The sequence below is a fragment of the Amycolatopsis sp. NPDC031561 genome, assembly GCF_055580625.1.
This window is the reverse complement of record NZ_JBVILA010000002.1, coordinates 400,256-416,537: the sequence shown is the minus strand read 5'-3', so window position 1 is coordinate 416,537 and position 16,282 is coordinate 400,256. Positions and strand designations below refer to the sequence as shown.

Below are 16,282 nucleotides of genomic sequence, written 5' to 3'. Positions count from 1 at the left end.
GAGCAGGAGCCGGCCAAGCTCGAAGACCACCTGAACCGCGGGCGGTTCCCGGCACGTCGAGGGGCTGTGCCGGGTAACCGCCGCGGTGCCCGTCCCGAGATTCCGGTCTCGGGGCGGGCCGGATAGCCGGTGCGCTGGTCGTGCGGCGCCGATGCCCTCCCTGGAGCATCGGCCGCCCCGCCGGCGCACCGGCTATTTCCGTTTCCCCACCCCGCCGTTTTCCCACCCCGCGTTTCGTCCTCTGGTTGCGGTAGTTGGCACCACCAACTACCGCAACTAGAGGACGAAACGCGGGGGGGTGTCAGGTGACTTGGACGGCCACGGGAGCGGCCGTGGCCGGAGTAGCCGCCACCGAGGCGGCGGCCGCGCCCAGCCGCCGCACGGCCTCGAAGAGCCTGTCCGCCGGGAGCGCGTACGGCAGCCGCAGCCAGCGCTCCAGTCCACCGTGGACACCGAAACGCGAGCCCGGCGCCACCTGCACCCCGTGCCCAGCCGCCGCGACGGCCAGGCGCGTGCTCATCGGCTCCGGAAGACGGCACCAGAGCGAAAGCCCGCCGGGCGGCACGGTGAACGTCCACTCGGGGCAGTACCAGTTCAGCGCCCCGGTCAGCGCGTCGCGCAGGGCCAGCGTCTCCTCGCGACGGTGCGCCAGCGCGGCCCCGCCGTCTTCGAGCAGCTCGGCGAGGACCAGCTGCTCGAAGACCGGGGACCCCAGGTCGACGGCGAAACGGGCCGCGACCAGCCTGCCGATGACGTCCTCCGAAGCGCGGATCCAGCCGAGCCGCAGCCCCGCCCAATGCGACTTCGACGCCGAGCCGATCGTGATGCCGAGATCGCCCGCGAACGCGCCCAGCGGCGGCGGCCCGTCGGCGGGATCGCCTTCGAGATCCAGTTCGACCAGCGTCTCGTCGATGATCGCCGGCGTCCGCGCGCGGCTCAGCGCGGCCGCGAGCCGCTCCCTTCCGACGGCGTCCAGGCGCAGGCCGGTCGGGTTCTGGAAGTCCGCGACGAAGTACGCGAGCCTCGGCGCGGATTGGCGCAGCGCGGCCTCGATCCCGACGATGTCCCAGCCGGTGGCCGGGTCGAGCGGCACCGGGACCGGGATGGCGTGCGCGGCGGCGATGGCTTCGAGCGCGTTCGGATACGTCGGCTGCTCGACCAGAACCCGGTCGCCCGGACCGGCCAGCATCCGCAGGACCTGCACGAACGCGTGATGCGCGCCGTTGGTGATCATCACCTGATCGGCGTTGGTCGGCAGGCCGCGGTCGGTGTAGCGGCGGGCGATCCGCTCGCGCAGGACCCGCAGCCCGCGTACGTGATAGCCGTTCTCGCCGAGGTGATCCACCAGCGCCTTCCGCGCGGCGTCCACGGCGGGGACCAGACCGGCGATGGCGGGCGGACAGGCCTGGGCGAGGTCGATGAGGTCCTCCCCGGACGGCAGGATCGCGTCCCGCCCGCGCCCGCCGGGAGATGCGATCCAGGAGCCCGCCCCGCGACGGCTGGCGACCAGCCCGTCGGCCCGAAGCTTGTCCAGCGCGGCGCCGATCAGCGTGCGGCTGACCTCCAGCGCTTCGGCGAGCTCCCGTTCGGCCGGGAGTTTCGTGCCGAGCGGCAGCCTGCCGTCGAGGACCAGCAGCTCGACGGCCGCCGCGAGATCCGCGGCACCGTGTCGAGAACCACTCTGCCGCCAACTTCCCAGCAAAGTGGCCAATTTCAGGCCCGAAACGCGTCCAGTCAGCGGGATCAGCGGCTCCATAAGACCAATTGTTCCAGATTGGCCATGGTCAAGGTAGCCACTTACCCCTGATGGTGCATTCGTGGCACTTACACTCGATCTCCGACCCGTCGGCATCTCCCAAGACACCACCCGCCGCTCGATCCAGCTCGTCGGCGGGCTGGCCCTCTACGGCGCCAGCATGGCCATGCTGACCAGGTCGGGCCTCGGCCTCGACCCGTGGGACGTGCTGCACGAAGGCCTGATGAAGATCACCGGCCTCTCGTTCGGCACGGTCACCGCGATCGCTTCGGTCCTGGTGCTCGTGCTGTGGATCCCCCTGCGGCAGCGGCCCGGCATCGGCACCGCCGCCAACATCGTGGTCATCTCGCTCACCGTGGACCTCGTGCGGATCTTCCTGCCCGACCAGCACGTCCTCGGCTGGCAGATCGTCAACCTGGTCGCCGGCGTCGTGCTCAACGGTCTCGCCGCCGCGATCTACGTCGGCGCGCGGCTCGGGCCCGGCCCCCGCGACGGGCTGATGACCGGTCTCGCGGCCAGGACGGGCAGGTCGATCCGCCTCGTCCGGACCCTCATCGAGATCACCGTCCTCGCCGCGGGCTGGCTGCTCGGCGGCACGGTCGGTGTCGGCACGATCCTCTACGCGCTCGCCATCGGACCGCTGACGCAGGCGTTCCTGCCGTACGTCGTCTGGCGTGAGCGCGCACGGAGCTGAAGGGGACTTTCCCCGCGTCGCACGCGGCGAAGGGAGCTTTCCCCGCATGGCATGCGGGGAAAGCGTCCTTCAGCCCCCGCTAGCTGGCCGCCCGCTGCTCCAGCAGGCGCCGGACGGCGAGGTAGTCGATGCCCCGCTGCGCGAGGACGTCGGCCGCCGGGCCGGGAACGGCGGTCAGCGCCAGCAGGAGGTGCTCGGCCTCGATCCGCTTGTCGCCGACATCGATGGCTTCGCGAAGGCTCTTCTCCAGCACCTTCTTCGCCTCCTGCGTGAACGGCCGATGGCCTCGCCCGGCGCGCTGCCCCCCGGTCAGCGCGCCGGGTCCGTGAGTCTCCTCGACCCGCTCGACGATGTGCTCGACGTCGATGCCGAACCCGCTCAGCGCTTCGACATCGGCGTCGCTCATCCCGCCGCGGCGGCGGACGCGGCGGAGGTCGTCGGCCAGTTCGTCCGCCGGGCAGCCCAGCGTGGTGAGCACGCCGGTGTGCCGGGCGAGCGACGTCAGCAGGTGCAGCGGGTCGACGTTCGCGGAAGCCTCGTCCGACGCGACGTGCTGAGCCCCTATGACGACCTCGCAGAGTTCGGTGGTGAACCGTTCGAACATCAGTGCCTCCCGTACTTCTTGTGCACCGCTTGCCTGCTGACCCCCAGCTCGGCCGCGATCTCCTGCCAGGACCAGCCGTGCACCCGCGCGCTGCGGACCTGCACCGCCTCGAGTTGTTCCAACAGCCGGCGCAAAGCGGCGACGGCGCGCAACCCCACCCGGGGATCGCGGTCACCGGCTCGCGCGGCCAGATCTGTCGCTTCGGTCATGATGTCAACCTACGTTGACATGACGCCGACGTCAACCTCGGTTGACAGTTAGGGTCGGGGACATGGCCGAAATCGCAGTGGCGGAAAGGGACGGAGTAGGCGCGGACGGAGCACCGCGCCCGACCGAAGACCACGTCGCCGTACTCGACAACGCCGTGGTGATCCTCGACGGGGCGACCTCGCCGCATCCGGATCTGCCGCCCGGCGGCTGGTACGCGAGCCTGCTCGTGCGCAGCCTTTCGCAGGCGCTGAGCGCGGAACCAGAGGCGGATCTCGCGGCGCTGCTGGCCGGGTCGATCGCCGACGTCGCCCGGCGTGAAGGTCTCGAACCGGGGCACTCGCCATCGAGCACGGTCTCGATCGCGCGCTGGACGGACGACACCGTCGACGGGCTGGTGCTCGCCGACAGCCCCATCATCGCCTTCGGGCCTTCCGGCGTCGACCCGCTCACCGATGACAGGCTGGCCACGCTGCGCGACAGTGGCCAGCTCCGCACGGGGGCCGAAGTCCGCGCAAAACGCAACGCGCCGGGTGGCTTCTGGGTCGCCGAGGCGGAACCGAAAGCCGCCACGGAGGCCGTCCGCCGCAGCTGGCCGCGCTCGGAGGTCGAAGCCCTCCTGCTGGCCACGGACGGTGTCGCGATCGGTGTCGACGAGTACGGCCTGTTCGACTGGCCCGAGGTCCTCGCCATGAGCCGGAAGCGTGGTCCGGACGCGGTTCTCGACGCGGTGCGCACGGCGGAGAAACAGGACCCGGACGGCGAGCGCTGGCCCCGCGCGAAAAGGCACGATGACCAGCTACTGGTAGTGGTCGAGTTAGGGTTAGCCCCAGGGTAAAACCGGGGGCTTCCCGGATCGGAAATCCGCGGCCTCGCGAGCACGCTGGACGCATGACGTTCCCTGGGGAGAGATCGCGGGCCAAGCCTTGGCTGATCGCGTCGGGCGCGGCCATCGGCTGGGCGTTGGTCACCATGGTCGTGCTGCATCTGATCAGCTCACGCGATCCGGTTTTCGACACGCTGTCCAGCTACGCCTACGTCGACCGCGGCACGGGCATGCTCGGGGCCAGCGTGCTCTCCCTGTCCATCGGCTCGCTCACCGCGCTCGGCGCGCTGGCCGCGGCCGGGATCCCGCTCAGCCGCACCACGAAACTGCTGTTCGTGCTGTGGTCGCTGGGGCTGGCGGCGGCCGCGGTCTTCCCCGCGAGCTACCCCGAGTACCCGGACCCGGTCAGCGGCGAGATCCACCTGTACGCGTGTCTCATCGCGTTCCTCAGCCTGCCCGCCGCCGGGTTCACCCTCCGCGACAACCTGCGCGGCACCCCCGCGGCCAGGCAGGTCGGCCGCCTGGCCTGGGGCAGCGCGGCGGGGCTGATCGTCTTCGGGCTCAGCTTCATCTTCGTGCGCCTGTCCGACATCCCGTTCTTCATGACGCTGACCGACATCTTCCCGGTCGGCGTCATGCAGCGGCTTTCGCTGGTGGCGCACGTGATCCTGATCGCCGGGGTGCTGAAGGTCGCGTCAGCGGCCCACCGTGCCGGTGAATTCGGGGGCGTAACCGTACAGTCCGGGCGAACCGCCCGTGTGCAGGAAAACGACGTGCTCGTCGGCCGCGAAATGGCCTTCGGCGGCCCAATCGACCAGCGTGGCGGCCACCTTGCCGGTGTACACGGGATCGAGCGCGATCCCTTCCGTACGGCCGAAAAGCCGCACCGCGTCCCACGTCCCGGCGGTCGGGACACCATAGCCGGGGCCGATCGCGCGGTCGTCGATGCGCAGACCTTCGAGTGACGGCGGCGCGGTCCCCAACAACGCGGAGACCGCGGTGGTGAGGTCGGCGAGGTTGTCCAGGGCTTCGTCGACCGGGTGACTGACGCAGGCGACGTCGAGCGTCAGCCAGTCGAGGTCCGTCGTCCCGACGAGGAGCCCGGCCGACGTCCCGCCGCTGGCGTGCGGGACGACCAGCCGCGCCTTGGTGACACCGCGGTCGGCGAGTTGCCCGGCGATCTCCCTCGCGGCCGCCACGTACCCGAGTGCGCCGACAGCGTCGGAGCCGCCGACGGGGAACGTGGCCACCTCGCGCCCCTCGGCCGCGGCCTCGGTGATCAGCCGGTCGTAGGTCTTGCCGGTCTCCACCCCGTCGCGGCAGACGTGCACGTTCGCACCGAAGAGGTGGTCGAGCAGGACGTTGCCGGACTGTTCGTACGCGTCACCATCACGAGGAACCTTCGCGGTGAGCACGAGTTCGCACCGCAACCCGAGCTTCGCGCAGGCCGCGGCGGTCTGGCGGCCGTGATTGGTCTGCAGCGCGCCGAAGGTGATCACCGTGTCGACGCCCGCCTCGATCGCCGCGCCGAGCAGGAACTCGAGCTTGCGCAGCTTGTTGCCGCCCAGGCCGAGCGGATGCACGTCGTCCCGTTTGAGCAGCAGGTTCGGCAGGCCGAGAGCCTCGCCCAGCCGGGGTGCGGGATGCAGCGGCGTCGGACGGCCGCCGAGGTCGACGCGAGGGAAGCGATCGAAGTTCATGCAGGTCACGTAACCACACCGAGGCTACTCGGTGGTATCGTTCGTTTGAACGAACGAGACACGCAGGGGGAGTCATGACCACCTCGAAACCGGACCTCGCGTTCACCGGCCTGGCCGAACAGGCCTCGATGCTCGCCACCGGAGCCACGACTTCTGTCGAGCTCACGCGCTTGGCGCTCGAACGAGCCGAAGCCAGTCAGCCGACTCTCAACGCCTTCAAATGTCTTCGCACCGAGGAAGCCCTTCGCGAGGCCGAGGACGCCGACCGCCGGTTGGCCGGCGGCGAGACCGCTCCCCTGCTCGGCGTCCCCACCGCGATCAAGGACGACCTCGACGTCACCGGACTGCCGACGGCGTTCGGCTGCGACGGCGACTTCTCCCCCGCGACAACGGACTCCCCGCCCGTCGCCGCGCTCCGCCGGGCGGGCGCGGTGCTCATCGGCAAGACCAACACCCCGGAACTCGGCCAATGGCCGTTCACCGAAGGCCCGGCGTTCGGCGCGACCCGCAATCCGTGGGACACCGAGCGGACCCCGGGCGGTTCCTCCGGCGGCGCGGCGGCGGCCATCGCGTCGGGGGTGATCGCCGCCGCGCTGGGTTCCGACGGGGCCGGGTCGATCCGGATCCCGGCCGCGTGGACCGATCTGGTCGGGATCAAACCGCAGCGCGGCCGCGTCCCGACCGAACGCGAACTGTTCCACGGCCTGACCGTGGTCGGCCCGCTCGCGCGCACCGTCGCCGACGCGGCCCTGCTGCTCGACGTCGCGGCGGGCACCGGGACCGCGTTCCAGGCCGCCGCCCGCCGTGAACCGGGCAGGCTGCGCATCGGGTTGTCCACGCGGATCCCTTTCACCGCCACGAAAACCCGGCTCGACCCGGACGCGCACACGGCCGTCGTCCGGCTCGCGGAACGGTTCGCCGAACTCGGCCACGAGATCGTCGAGGTCGAACCCGACTACCGGTTGATCGGCCTGACCTTCCTGCCGCGGTCGCTCGTCGGCGTGCGTGACTGGTCCCGTCGCGTCCCGGACCAGGCCCGGCTCGACCCGCGCACCCGCGCCAACGCACGGCAGGGCTCGGCGCTCGCCGGTCCGGCACTGCGGCTCGCCAGGGCGACGGAACCGTTGCTGCAGCGGCAGATCGGCTCGGTGTTCGGCCGGGTGGACGTCCTGCTCACGCCGACCACCGCGACGCCACCGCCGCGGATCGGCACCTTCGACAAGCTCACCGGCTGGCAGACCGACCAGGCCATGATCGCCGCGTGCCCCTACGCTTGGCCGTGGAACGTCTTGGGCTGGCCGGGGGTCAACGTCCCCGCCGGGCTGAGCCCGGAAGGCCTGCCGCTGGGCGGGCAACTCCTCGGCCCGTCGCACGGCGAGGAACGGCTGATCTCGCTGGCCGCGCAACTGGAAGAGGTCGAACGGTGGCAGGACCGCAAACCCGAGACCGCTTGGTGAACACCCGCGAGAACATCCTCCACGCCGCGCTCAAGGTGGTCGGTGAACAGGGTGTCGGCGGGCTGACCAACCGCCGGATCGCGACCGCGGCCGCTGTCTCGCTCGGCACGCTGACCTACCACTTCCCCAGCCAGACGGCGTTGCTGCGCGAAGCGATGCTGCTGTTCGTCGAGGAAGAGACCACGAAGCTGACCGGGTTCGTCGACGCCTACCGCGAGCAGGGGTTGAGCGTCGAACAGGCCGCCTCGGTGGTCGAACAGGTCATCACGCAGCTGCCTTTCGGCACCGACGAACTCGGCGCGCACGAGCTGTACCTGCAGGCCGCGCGCGACCCCGGACTCCAGGACGCGGCCGCGCGGTGTTTCGCCGCCTACGACGAACTCGCGCTGGTGATCCTCCGGACGCTGGGTGTGCCGTCGCCGGAGCGGCTGACCGGTCCGGTCGTGGCACTGATCGCCGGGCTGCAGTTGCGCAGGCTCGCCACGGGTGACGACGGTGTCGGGGTGGCGCAGCCGTTGATGATGCTCATCCGCGGCGCGTCATGAACGGTCCGCCGATCGTCAAGGGGACGGCGGCGTGGAGGTACTTCGGCGACTTCCGTGCCGGGCTGATGGCGGGCCAGGTGCTGGTGCTGCAGGTCGCCCATCCGGTGGTCGCGGCCGGGGTCCGGGATCATTCCGACTACGTCGAGGATCCGTGGACGCGGCTGATGCGCACGGCCGCGTCGCTGTCCATCTACATCTACGGCGGCCCGGAAGGCGCGCGCTACGAAGCGGATCGGCTGCGCGCACTGCATCGCGAGTTCACCGGGGTCGACGCCGACGGCCGCCGGTACAGCGCGCTCAACCCGCACGCCTACGCCTGGGTGCACGCCACGCTCGTCATGGTTCCTGTTGACACGCAACGGTTTTACGGCACGCCGATGACCGCGTCCGAACTGGACGAGTACTACGCGCAGATGTGCGACGTCGGGCGGCTGCTCGGCCTGCGTGCGCAAGACCTGCCGCCGACGTGGCCGGAATTCGAGCGGTACTACGCGGACATGATCGACGGCTTCGGCCCGAACGAGACGATCTCGACGTTGTTCGAGACCATCCGGACGGTGAAGAAACCCTGGCGGTGGCTACCCGACAAACGGTGGACCCGGCCGCAGCGGTGGCAGTATCGAGGGCAGATGTTCGTCCTTCGCGGCACGCTGCCGCCCGCGCTGCGTGATCGACTCAGTCTACAGTGGACAGACAAGGACCAGCGCCGGTTCGACCGGTTTCGCACCGTCGTGAGGCTGATCGGCGGGCTGGTGCCGGTGACGTTGCGGTCCTCGCTGGTACGCCGGATCGGCAGGCTCAACGTGTGGTTCCGTGCGCATCCGCGCGCGTACCGTTTCCTGGGCGGCTGACTTCCAGGGTCACCCCCCACCGGCGTAAGGGCCACAGTCCCCTTTACGGGGGACCCCGGTTCACTCCGCGCCGTGACGCTTTCCCCGGCCGGCGTCGCTAACTTCAGCCGGGATGGGGAATTCACCGAGGGGGCGGCGCGCGGCGCCGTTGGTCATCGCCCGCGTGCTCGTGCTCTGCGCGCTGGCGTCCTTGCTGTTGAGCGGCACCGCGCGAGCCGACGGCGCGTCGAGCGGGGCGGACGTCCAGGTCGCGCAGACGCTCGGCACCCGGGATCTCACCGTCGTGCTGCGGCGGATGGACATCGCGCCCGGCCCGCTGCACGTCGACGTCGTCACGCACGCCGGAAGCGCGCCGGGAACGCTGAAACTGCGCGCGTCCGCCGCGGGAACGACGTTTTCCGAAACCACGGTCCAGCTGGACGGGAAACCCGGCGCCCACCCGGCGCTGCTGCGGGTCGACCAGCCGGGACCGTGGGAACTCGGCCTCGACGACGGCACGGACACCGCGTCGATCCCGTTCATCGTCCCGGCCAGGGTCATCCCGCCCTGGGAGAAGGCCACTTTCGGCGGCTTCGTGGGCGCGGGCGTGTTCCTGGTGATCGGCCTCGTCGTCGCGATGCGCGTCAAACGGCCGCAGCTCGCGCTGATCCCCGCCGGCGGGATGGTCGCCGCGCTCGCGGTCGCGGTCACCGGCGCGATGCTCTCGGCGTCGACCCCGGCGCCGCCCGCGCCGGGCGCGGCACTGGACCCGACGATCGACAACGTTCAGGACCCGTACGCGAACGCGCAGATGTCCACTGTGGACTTCTCGCGGCCTCCGGTGAACCTCGCCGTGCACTCCGCGAACCCCAAGGCGGGCAGTCTCGCCGACGTCCGGCTCGCCGTGGCCGACGGCGCGACCGGCCGCCCGGTCGACGATCTTCTGGTGCACGACAACGCTTTGATCCACCTCGTCGTCATCTCGCCGACGGGAAGGCTCTGGCATCTGCATCCGGTGCGCGTCGGCCCCGGCGACTACCGGGTGAAGTTCACGCCGCCCGAGGCCGGGACCTACGCCGTCGCCGCGGAACTCGCCCGGCGGGGCGGTGGGGTGCAACTGGTCCGCACCACCCTGCCGGTCGCGGCAGGCACCGACTCCCCTGCCGAACCCGTGCCCACCGGAGCCGGTGCGCGGGTCGTCGACGGGAATCCGGTCGACGTCGACATCAAGCCGGGTACGCCGACCACGATCACCGCGCGGTTCGGCAAGGCGGATCTCCAACCGTGGCTGGGCATGCTCGGCCACCTGATCGTCGTCGGCCCGATAACCGACGATCGCCGGGTCGGCGCGGACGCCGCTGCCGCGCCGACCTGGGCCCACGTGCACTCGATGATCCCGCAGTCGCCCGGTATGCCGGGAAAGCCCGATGAGACCGTCGCCGCGTACGGCCCCGACGTCCCGTTCACCTACACCTTCGCCGCCCCCGGCAAGTACCGGATCTGGCTGCAGGCCGAACGCGACTACCGGGTGCTGACCGTGCCCATGCAGCTCGAAGTCCCGCAAGGAGGCGCACCCCAGTGACATCCACGGTGAAATCCACAGTGGACAGACGGAGACCCGTGCTGCTCATCTCGGTGGTCGCCGTGCTCGCGGCGGCGATCGTCGCCTGGCTGGTGTGGCCGAGCGGCGGCGGGGACCAGGTACAGCGCTCGACCCGGGGTGCGTCCACGGTGGAGTTGTCGGTCACCGATCCGCACCAGGGCGGCAATGTCTTCGCGCTGACCGTCACCGGTGCCGCGCCGGACGTCGTCACCGTCGAACCGGTGATGCCGCAGATGGGGCACGCGCTCGCCCCGTCGCCCGCGCTCCCGCAGGCACCGGGCCTGTTCCGCACCGGCGACGTCCTGCTGCCGATGTCGGGGCAGTGGGAGATCACCGTTTCACTGCGCGGGCCGTCCGGCACCACGCAGCACGTTTTTCCTTTGCTGGTCAAGTAAGAGAGGGAGGTCGGGGGGTATGGATCTCACCGCGGGAGGGGCGAGGGTCGCCTCGGTGGCACGAAGTGAACGCACCGGGCTGATCCCGGCGGGCACCGTGCTGGCCGGGTCGGTGATCTCGCTGATCGGGCTGACCTGGGACATCCAGTGGCACGGCGACGTCGGCCCGGACACGTTCTTCACGTTGCCGCATCTGTTCCTGTATTCGGGCAGCGCGATCTCCGGGCTCGCGAGCCTCGTGGTCGTGCTGATGACCACGGCCGCGCGCCGGGCGGGCCGTCAGGTCGACGCCCGGGTCGGCGGCCGCGCGATCAACGTCTTCGGCAGGGTCTTCGCCGCGCCCGCCGGATACCTGGTGACCGGGACCGGTGCGGCGATGTTCCTGCTGTACGGCCTGTGGGACCAGTGGTGGCACGGCCTATACGGCTTCGACGCCGTGATCGACTCGCCGCCGCACATCGGGCTGCTGCTGTCGATCACGCTGAGCATCATCGGCACGGTCATGGTGTTCGCGGCCGCGCGGGAACATCGCTGGGGCACCCTCGGCGTCGTCGGCACCCTCGGCGTGCTGATCGCGTTCAGCACGGTCACCGTGCTGGGGCTGCAGCAGATCGACGTCGACCTGGTCGACGTCATCTCCGTGGGGATCGCGCTGCTTTCGGTGCTGCTGGTGTCGGCGGGCGCCGGATTCTGGCGGCGGCCGGGCGGAGCGGTCCGGGTGGCCGCGTCGCTGGCGGTCATCCAGGCGATCACCTGGTGGTTCTCGCCGTGGGCCGCGGAGGCGTACGCGGGCGCCGTCGGCCTGCCGATGCGGGACTACATCGACGGTGTGCCCGCGATGCCCGCGATGATGCCGATGGCGCTGCTGCCGATCGCGGCCGTGCTCGAAGCGGTCTACCTGCTTTCGCGGCGTGGCTGGTCCGCGGGCCGCGTTTCGGTACTGGCGGGCGCGATCGGCGGTCTTCTGGTCGGCGCGTCGATGCCGATCCAGAACGCGATCGTCTACGGGGCCGCCTCGGTCGACTGGCCGGTCGTGTTCGCGACGGGCGCCGTCGGCGCGGTGTTCGGGCTGCTCGGCGGGTTCGCCGGGTGGCGGTTCGGCGGGATGCTGGGGCTGCTGGCGCCGGCGAAGGAGGACAACGCGCATGCGTAAGACACTGCTGGCGCTGGCGGCGGCGATCGGGTTGCTGTTCGCGACCACCCCCGCGGCGAACGCCTACGAACCGGTGAACATCGTCCACACCGAACGGGTGCAGGTCGGCCCGTACGGGATGACGGTCGGGTTCAGCACGTGGCCGTTGCGCGCCATGCAATCGCTGGACTTCACGTTCATCCCGGACGACGGGATCGCCGGGAAGGCGGGGACGCTCGCGTTCCTCAATCCGGAGACCGGGCGGCTGGGCCGTCCGCAACCGCTGGCGAAGCATCCGCGGAAACTGGAGGTGTGGGGGCTGGACATCCGCGCCCTGCAGACCGAGGGCTCGTGGACGTTCCGGTTCGAGATCGACGGGCCCGCGGGCAAGGGCGCGGGGGAACTCCGTGATCTGACGGTGCTCGAACAGCCGGGGCCGCCGATGGCGGTGAGCTGGTCGATCAGCCTGATCCCGCTGATCGTGCTCGCCGTCCTGATCACCGTCGCCTGGCGGCGCACCAAACTCAGGCTGCGGGGCAACGGGCTCCCGGCGACGGTGTGACTCGAAGTGGCCGAAGATCGGATGGCTCGCGTGTCCCGATGGGCACGCGAGCCTTTCGTCATGGGCTCAAATCGAACTGTCCGGCCTTGACCGCCGTGAGGAAGGCGTTCCACTCACCGGCATCGAAGACGAAGACGGGACTCGCGGCCAGTTTGGTGTCACGCACTCCCACCAGGCCTTCCCTGCCCAGGTTGACCTCGACACAGTTCCCGCCGTTGGGCTCACTCGCGAAGGACTTCTCCCAAGCTGCGTCGTCGAACAGCGACACGGCCGTGGTCGGATCGTAATCCGCCGCCGATGGATAATCGGCCATTGGTCGTACCTCCGAACGTCGGTCGGGGGTGCGAGTCGCGACCTGCGCGAACCGTCACGGCCCCAGCTTCTCCCTGCCTCAACGGGACTATCCCGCACGGCCAAGTGGGTGATCAACTCTGCCCACCCTCGACATGAAGATTATTCCAGGAGTAGGATTAATCGCAGCGGCCGGGGCTCGGTTGTTGGTGAATCGCTCGCAGTATGGAACGACCTCGGCGACAGTTGTCACCGGGTGGCGTTCAGCAGGGGTTTCACCGTCCCAGCGGGGCACCGACGGCAGGTGACCGGCAGGGGCCACACCCCGCGGCGCATGACCACCCACCGCCGACCTCGTGGGGGAGGATCAGCGTGATCATTCAAGACACCATGCCGGCGACGGTACTCGCCGTCGGCAGGCTCATGGCCGGAACGGCGGGCGAAAGCCGCCGCTCCGCGCATCTTTTCGACCTGCACTCGGGGGGTTCGCACCCCGAATTCCTGCACGCCCGTTGCGGCGCGGCGATGCCTTACGACCACCTGGAATGGATCCCCGTCGGTTCGGGGATGCCCTGTGAGCGTTGTCTCGGCCTGGCCGGTTCGGCCGACCAGACGCGGTTGCCGCGGCCGAGCCGGGGGGTGTGACCGCGATGGCCGTCCGCCTCACCACGTTGTTGTTCCGCCGTGAGGACGAACGCCTGGCTTCGGCGAAGCGCCGCAACATCGGTCTCGAACTGCGTCAGCGTTTCGGGTTCAGCCTCATCCAGGCGCCGCTGCGCAAGCAGCCGCCGTGGAACTCCGAAGTGGATTTCCCCGGCAAGCGCGGCGCGCACCGGGATCTGATCAGGACCGGACGGCCGCTCGAAGGTCAGTTCGAGCTTTCGCCCTTGATCGGGCATCTGACCGGCCGGGCCTGATCACTCGGAGCACTCAGGGCTTGCGGCCCAGCCCGCCGAGACCACCGGTGAAGGTCGGGTCGTCGGTGAACCTGTCGCTCGCGCGGGACGCCGCTTCGTCCAGATGCCAGGCGGCCATCCAGTCGATCCCCGGCTCCACCATCTCCAGTCCGTCGAAGAACGAGGCGAACTCCGCGCGGGAGCGCAGGTGGAACGGCGCGCTCGTCTTCTTGTAGAGCTCCTGGACGTTCTCCCGGTTGTCGCCCTCCTTGCGGGTGACGCCGTCCTCGGTCAGATGCGAGGACAGGAAGTACGAACCCGACGGCAGCAGGTCGATGTAGCGCTGGACCATCTCGTGGACGGGTTCGTCCGGGCCGAGGAAGTACAGCAGGCCGACCAGGACCAGCCCGATCGGCTGCCGGGGGTCGAGCACCCCGGTTTCGAGGGCGCGCTTCCAGATGTCGGCGGGATCCCGCACGTCGCCCTGCAGGACCGCGTGCCGCCCGAGCAGGCCCTCACGTTCCAGGAGCAGCTGGGAATGCGCGACGGCGACCGGTTCGATGTCGATGTAGACGACGCGGGACTCCGGGTTGATCGCGCTCGCGATCTGGTGGACGTTGCCGACGGTGGGCACGCCGGAGCCGATGTCGAGGAACTGGGTGATCCCCTGGCGCGCCAGGTATCCCACGCCGCGGCCGAGGAAGTCGCGCCCGACCCTGGCGAACGTCTTGACCTCCGGGAACTGCTTGAGCACCTGCGCGCCGAACTCGCGGTCGATGGCCCAGTTGGCCGAACCGCCGAGGAACCAGTCGTACACCCTGGCCACGTTGGGTCGTTCGAGGTCGACACCTTCGGGGGCTTCGGGGTCCTGCTGCGTCGTCATACCGTCACACCTCGTCAGAAAGCGGGTTTGCGGGCGACCCCGCCGATGGCGCAGTTAAGCGTAGGCGAGCCGGGATCGTCCAGCCGCCATGCGCCGACCGGGACCAGGCCGGGCGCCACGAGGTCGAAATCCCCGAAGAAGCCGAGGATCTCCTCCTCGTCGCGGAAGGACGCCGGCGTACTCGACTGTTCGTACTGCTTCACGACGCGCTGGATCTGTTCCAGCTCGGCGCCTTCCACGCCCGACATCGTGACGTGGGAAAGACCGTAGAACGAACCGGCGGGCAGCAGTTCGCGGTACCGCGCGATGACGGGGGCCAGTCCGGGGTTCGGCACGAAATGCAGGACGGCGACGGTGAGCAGGGCGACCGGTTTCGCCGGGTCGAGCACGCCGGTGTCGAAGGCGCGTTCCCAGACGTCGTCCGCGTCGCGCAGGTCGGCGCCGATCACCGCGTGCCGGGCGGGGTCGCCGCTCTTCTCCAGCAGGATCCTGGCGTGCGCGACGGCGACCGGTTCGTTGTCGACGTACACGCAGCGGCTGTCGCCGTCGGCCTCTCCGGCGATCTCGTGGACGTTGCCGACCGTCGGCACGCCGGAGCCGAGGTCGACGAATTGGTTCACCCCGTGCTCGGCGCAGTGCCGCACCGCGCGGCCGAGGAAGGCGCGGTTGGCCCTGGCGAGGGCGCGGATGAGCGGGAAGGCCTTGACGAGTTGCTCGCCGAATTCCCTGTCCACCGCCCAGTTGGCGGTTCCGCCGAGGGCCCAGTCGTAGATCCGCGCGGCGTTGGGCCGCTCGAGGTCGACACCTTCGGGCAGGAACTGCGGGTCCACGCGCATGACCCTACCCAAGGGACGTCGTTCTTCCTCAGGATTGCATCTGATTGCGGTACAGCTCGGCGAGTTCCTTGAGGAACTGCCGGGTCTCCTGGCGTTCCAACGCGGCGCCGCGCAGACGGTCCCAAGAGTCGACGAAAATGTTGAAGTCCTTGACGTCGTCGAGGTACAACCCGCCCGCGGAGTGTTCGATGTAGACGAAATCCCTGGTGCGGTCGGGAAAACGCATAATGGTGAAGTCGTTGGGCACGGCGGCGAGCCGCGCGCCGAAGGGCAACACGTGCACGTACACGCGCGGATGCTTGTCCAGGGCCAGCAGATGCTCGACCTGGTCCAGCATCACCGCCGGGGCGGAACCGCCGGGAGCGCGGCGCAGGGCGCCTTCGCTGATGATGAACCGGTAGTAGGGCGGCTGTTGTTGCTCGAAGACGGCTTTGCGGTCCAGCCGGTTACGCACCAACGAGGTGACGTCGGTGGCGCCCGCTTCGGTGAACTGCTTGAGCATGTAGTGCTCGGACTGCAAGGGGCCGGGGATGCGCTCGCCGTGCCAGGTGAGGATCTCCGCGGCGGCGGGTTCGAGGTCGGTGAAGGTGCGGAACCAGTGCGGCACCACGGATCGGTAACCGGACCAGTGGCCGCGCTGCCCGGCCGCGGCGCGGGCCAGGTTCATCAGCGTGTCGGCCTCGTCGCCGTTGATCCCGAACGCGTTCAGCATCGATCGCACATCCCCGAGCTTGACCCCGACGGCACCGGACTCGATCTTGTTGACCTTGCCCTGGGTGCAGCCGAGAACCTCGGCGACCTGTTGCTGTGTCATCCGCGCGGCGTTGCGGGCATGCCGGAGCTCGTTCCCGAGCTGCTTCCGGCGCGAGGTGACGGTGCTGGCCATCAGCCTTGCTCTCCCGGACCACATAGCCAGGACAACGGCTCCCCGCCGTCCTGCGCGCGAATACTCGAACCCACCCAGGGTACTTCACCTTGCGGGGTTCGATGATGACATTGCGCAGCGTTCCAGGAAACGGCCGAAAACACCAGTCACCTGGTACGTCACCCTGGTGGCGGAACGAT

The 16,282-nt window shown here is 69.9% G+C and carries 19 protein-coding genes and 1 pseudogene; 12 read left to right on the top strand and 8 right to left on the bottom strand.

The features are described 5' to 3' along the window. Nucleotides 1–301 precede the first annotated feature (301 nt). Nucleotides 302–1,756 carry a MocR-like transcription factor YczR gene (gene yczR, locus ACZ5IK_RS07540; RefSeq protein WP_465487018.1) on the bottom strand — a complete coding sequence of 485 codons (1,455 nt, stop codon included), beginning with the start codon at nt 1,754–1,756 and terminating at the stop codon, nt 302–304. A gap of 61 nt (nt 1,757–1,817) precedes the next feature. Between yczR and yczE the strand changes: the two genes are divergently transcribed. Further along, nucleotides 1,818–2,450, top strand: coding sequence for a membrane protein YczE (yczE, locus tag ACZ5IK_RS07535; protein WP_465487017.1), 633 nt, complete (start codon nt 1,818–1,820; stop codon nt 2,448–2,450). A 79-nt stretch (nt 2,451–2,529) separates the two neighbouring features. Here the strand turns inward: yczE and ACZ5IK_RS07530 are convergent, their stop codons facing one another. Then, complete coding sequence (locus ACZ5IK_RS07530; RefSeq protein WP_465487016.1) at nt 2,530–3,054, bottom strand: Clp protease N-terminal domain-containing protein; 525 nt, start codon at nt 3,052–3,054, stop codon at nt 2,530–2,532. Next, on the bottom strand, nt 3,054–3,263 hold the full coding sequence (locus tag ACZ5IK_RS07525) for a sigma factor-like helix-turn-helix DNA-binding protein (protein WP_004559389.1): 210 nt from the start codon (nt 3,261–3,263) through the stop codon (nt 3,054–3,056). Before ACZ5IK_RS07525 ends, ACZ5IK_RS07530 begins: the two co-directional genes overlap by 1 nt. Nucleotides 3,264–3,325: 62 nt before the next feature. Here ACZ5IK_RS07525 and ACZ5IK_RS07520 point away from each other — a divergent pair, with 62 nt between their 5' ends. Further along, nucleotides 3,326–4,099 (top strand): hypothetical protein, encoded by a 774-nt coding sequence (locus tag ACZ5IK_RS07520; RefSeq protein WP_465487015.1) that lies wholly within the window; start codon nt 3,326–3,328, stop codon nt 4,097–4,099. Nucleotides 4,100–4,152: 53 nt separating this feature from the next. Then, a pseudogene (locus ACZ5IK_RS07515) lies at nt 4,153–4,707 on the top strand (DUF998 domain-containing protein); the annotation flags it as partial. A gap of 75 nt (nt 4,708–4,782) precedes the next feature. Here ACZ5IK_RS07515 and ACZ5IK_RS07510 read toward each other — a convergent pair. After that, on the bottom strand, nt 4,783–5,787 hold the full coding sequence (locus ACZ5IK_RS07510) for a D-cysteine desulfhydrase family protein (RefSeq protein WP_465487014.1): 1,005 nt from the start codon (nt 5,785–5,787) through the stop codon (nt 4,783–4,785). A gap of 74 nt (nt 5,788–5,861) precedes the next feature. Here ACZ5IK_RS07510 and ACZ5IK_RS07505 point away from each other — a divergent pair, with 74 nt between their 5' ends. The 7 genes from ACZ5IK_RS07505 (at nt 5,862) to ACZ5IK_RS07475 (ending at nt 12,311) form a co-directional block, all read left to right on the top strand. Next, on the top strand, nt 5,862–7,244 hold the full coding sequence (locus ACZ5IK_RS07505; protein WP_465487013.1) for an amidase: 1,383 nt from the start codon (nt 5,862–5,864) through the stop codon (nt 7,242–7,244). After that, nucleotides 7,241–7,789 carry a TetR/AcrR family transcriptional regulator gene (locus ACZ5IK_RS07500; RefSeq protein WP_465487245.1) on the top strand — a complete coding sequence of 183 codons (549 nt, stop codon included), beginning with the start codon at nt 7,241–7,243 and terminating at the stop codon, nt 7,787–7,789. The genes ACZ5IK_RS07505 and ACZ5IK_RS07500 overlap by 4 nt, the downstream gene beginning before the upstream one ends. After that, nucleotides 7,786–8,640, top strand: coding sequence for an oxygenase MpaB family protein (locus tag ACZ5IK_RS07495; RefSeq protein WP_465487012.1), 855 nt, complete (start codon nt 7,786–7,788; stop codon nt 8,638–8,640). Before ACZ5IK_RS07500 ends, ACZ5IK_RS07495 begins: the two co-directional genes overlap by 4 nt. A 112-nt stretch (nt 8,641–8,752) precedes the next feature. Beyond that, nucleotides 8,753–10,201 carry a hypothetical protein gene (locus tag ACZ5IK_RS07490; protein ID WP_465487011.1) on the top strand — a complete coding sequence of 483 codons (1,449 nt, stop codon included), beginning with the start codon at nt 8,753–8,755 and terminating at the stop codon, nt 10,199–10,201. Continuing rightward, nucleotides 10,198–10,617, top strand: coding sequence for a FixH family protein (locus ACZ5IK_RS07485; protein WP_465487010.1), 420 nt, complete (start codon nt 10,198–10,200; stop codon nt 10,615–10,617). Before ACZ5IK_RS07490 ends, ACZ5IK_RS07485 begins: the two co-directional genes overlap by 4 nt. Before the next feature lie 19 nt (nt 10,618–10,636). After that, entirely contained in the window at nt 10,637–11,770 is a 1,134-nt protein-coding gene (locus ACZ5IK_RS07480) for a hypothetical protein (RefSeq protein ID WP_465487009.1), read from the top strand. Continuing rightward, entirely contained in the window at nt 11,763–12,311 is a 549-nt protein-coding gene (locus tag ACZ5IK_RS07475; protein ID WP_465487008.1) for a hypothetical protein, read from the top strand. Before ACZ5IK_RS07480 ends, ACZ5IK_RS07475 begins: the two co-directional genes overlap by 8 nt. Nucleotides 12,312–12,369: 58 nt before the next feature. Here ACZ5IK_RS07475 and ACZ5IK_RS07470 read toward each other — a convergent pair whose 3' ends face one another. Beyond that, nucleotides 12,370–12,624: a DUF397 domain-containing protein gene (locus ACZ5IK_RS07470; RefSeq protein WP_101611960.1), complete on the bottom strand. Its 255-nt coding sequence runs from the start codon at nt 12,622–12,624 to the stop codon at nt 12,370–12,372. A gap of 350 nt (nt 12,625–12,974) precedes the next feature. Here ACZ5IK_RS07470 and ACZ5IK_RS07465 point away from each other — a divergent pair, with 350 nt between their 5' ends. Together ACZ5IK_RS07465 and ACZ5IK_RS07460 are read left to right on the top strand one after the other, a co-directional pair. Further along, nucleotides 12,975–13,247 (top strand): hypothetical protein, encoded by a 273-nt coding sequence (locus ACZ5IK_RS07465; protein ID WP_101611959.1) that lies wholly within the window; start codon nt 12,975–12,977, stop codon nt 13,245–13,247. Between the two features lie 5 nt (nt 13,248–13,252). Beyond that, entirely contained in the window at nt 13,253–13,519 is a 267-nt protein-coding gene (locus ACZ5IK_RS07460) for a hypothetical protein (RefSeq protein WP_168214472.1), read from the top strand. 13 nt (nt 13,520–13,532) lie between these two features. Here the strand turns inward: ACZ5IK_RS07460 and ACZ5IK_RS07455 are convergent, their stop codons facing one another. Genes ACZ5IK_RS07455 through ACZ5IK_RS07445 form a run of 3 tightly spaced genes read right to left on the bottom strand, consistent with a single transcriptional unit; the run spans nt 13,533 to nt 16,103 of the window. Next, nucleotides 13,533–14,381 (bottom strand): SAM-dependent methyltransferase, encoded by an 849-nt coding sequence (locus ACZ5IK_RS07455; RefSeq protein ID WP_465487007.1) that lies wholly within the window; start codon nt 14,379–14,381, stop codon nt 13,533–13,535. Nucleotides 14,382–14,395: 14 nt separating this feature from the next. Then, a complete protein-coding gene (locus tag ACZ5IK_RS07450) occupies nt 14,396–15,217 on the bottom strand; it encodes an SAM-dependent methyltransferase (RefSeq protein WP_465487006.1) in 822 nt (273 codons plus the stop codon). A gap of 28 nt (nt 15,218–15,245) precedes the next feature. Further along, a complete protein-coding gene (locus ACZ5IK_RS07445; protein WP_005163455.1) occupies nt 15,246–16,103 on the bottom strand; it encodes a helix-turn-helix domain-containing protein in 858 nt (285 codons plus the stop codon). Nucleotides 16,104–16,282 lie beyond the last annotated feature (179 nt).

Bases quoted from the DNA above. Each gene is read 5' to 3' on its own strand.
- ACZ5IK_RS07505 (WP_465487013.1), top strand. From the start codon at position 5,862: ATGACCACCTCGAAACCGGACCTCGCGTTCACCGGCCTGGCCGAACAG.
- ACZ5IK_RS07490 (WP_465487011.1), top strand. From the start codon at position 8,753: ATGGGGAATTCACCGAGGGGGCGGCGCGCGGCGCCGTTGGTCATCGCC.
- ACZ5IK_RS07450 (WP_465487006.1), bottom strand. From the start codon at position 15,217: ATGCGCGTGGACCCGCAGTTCCTGCCCGAAGGTGTCGACCTCGAGCGG.
- ACZ5IK_RS07455 (WP_465487007.1), bottom strand. From the start codon at position 14,381: ATGACGACGCAGCAGGACCCCGAAGCCCCCGAAGGTGTCGACCTCGAA.
- ACZ5IK_RS07525 (WP_004559389.1), bottom strand. From the start codon at position 3,263: ATGACCGAAGCGACAGATCTGGCCGCGCGAGCCGGTGACCGCGATCCC.
- ACZ5IK_RS07475 (WP_465487008.1), top strand. From the start codon at position 11,763: ATGCGTAAGACACTGCTGGCGCTGGCGGCGGCGATCGGGTTGCTGTTC.
- ACZ5IK_RS07460 (WP_168214472.1), top strand. From the start codon at position 13,253: ATGGCCGTCCGCCTCACCACGTTGTTGTTCCGCCGTGAGGACGAACGC.
- ACZ5IK_RS07470 (WP_101611960.1), bottom strand. From the start codon at position 12,624: ATGGCCGATTATCCATCGGCGGCGGATTACGATCCGACCACGGCCGTG.
- ACZ5IK_RS07520 (WP_465487015.1), top strand. From the start codon at position 3,326: ATGGCCGAAATCGCAGTGGCGGAAAGGGACGGAGTAGGCGCGGACGGA.
- ACZ5IK_RS07445 (WP_005163455.1), bottom strand. From the start codon at position 16,103: ATGGCCAGCACCGTCACCTCGCGCCGGAAGCAGCTCGGGAACGAGCTC.
- yczR (WP_465487018.1), bottom strand. From the start codon at position 1,756: ATGGAGCCGCTGATCCCGCTGACTGGACGCGTTTCGGGCCTGAAATTG.
- ACZ5IK_RS07530 (WP_465487016.1), bottom strand. From the start codon at position 3,054: ATGTTCGAACGGTTCACCACCGAACTCTGCGAGGTCGTCATAGGGGCT.
- ACZ5IK_RS07510 (WP_465487014.1), bottom strand. From the start codon at position 5,787: ATGAACTTCGATCGCTTCCCTCGCGTCGACCTCGGCGGCCGTCCGACG.
- ACZ5IK_RS07495 (WP_465487012.1), top strand. From the start codon at position 7,786: ATGAACGGTCCGCCGATCGTCAAGGGGACGGCGGCGTGGAGGTACTTC.
- ACZ5IK_RS07480 (WP_465487009.1), top strand. From the start codon at position 10,637: ATGGATCTCACCGCGGGAGGGGCGAGGGTCGCCTCGGTGGCACGAAGT.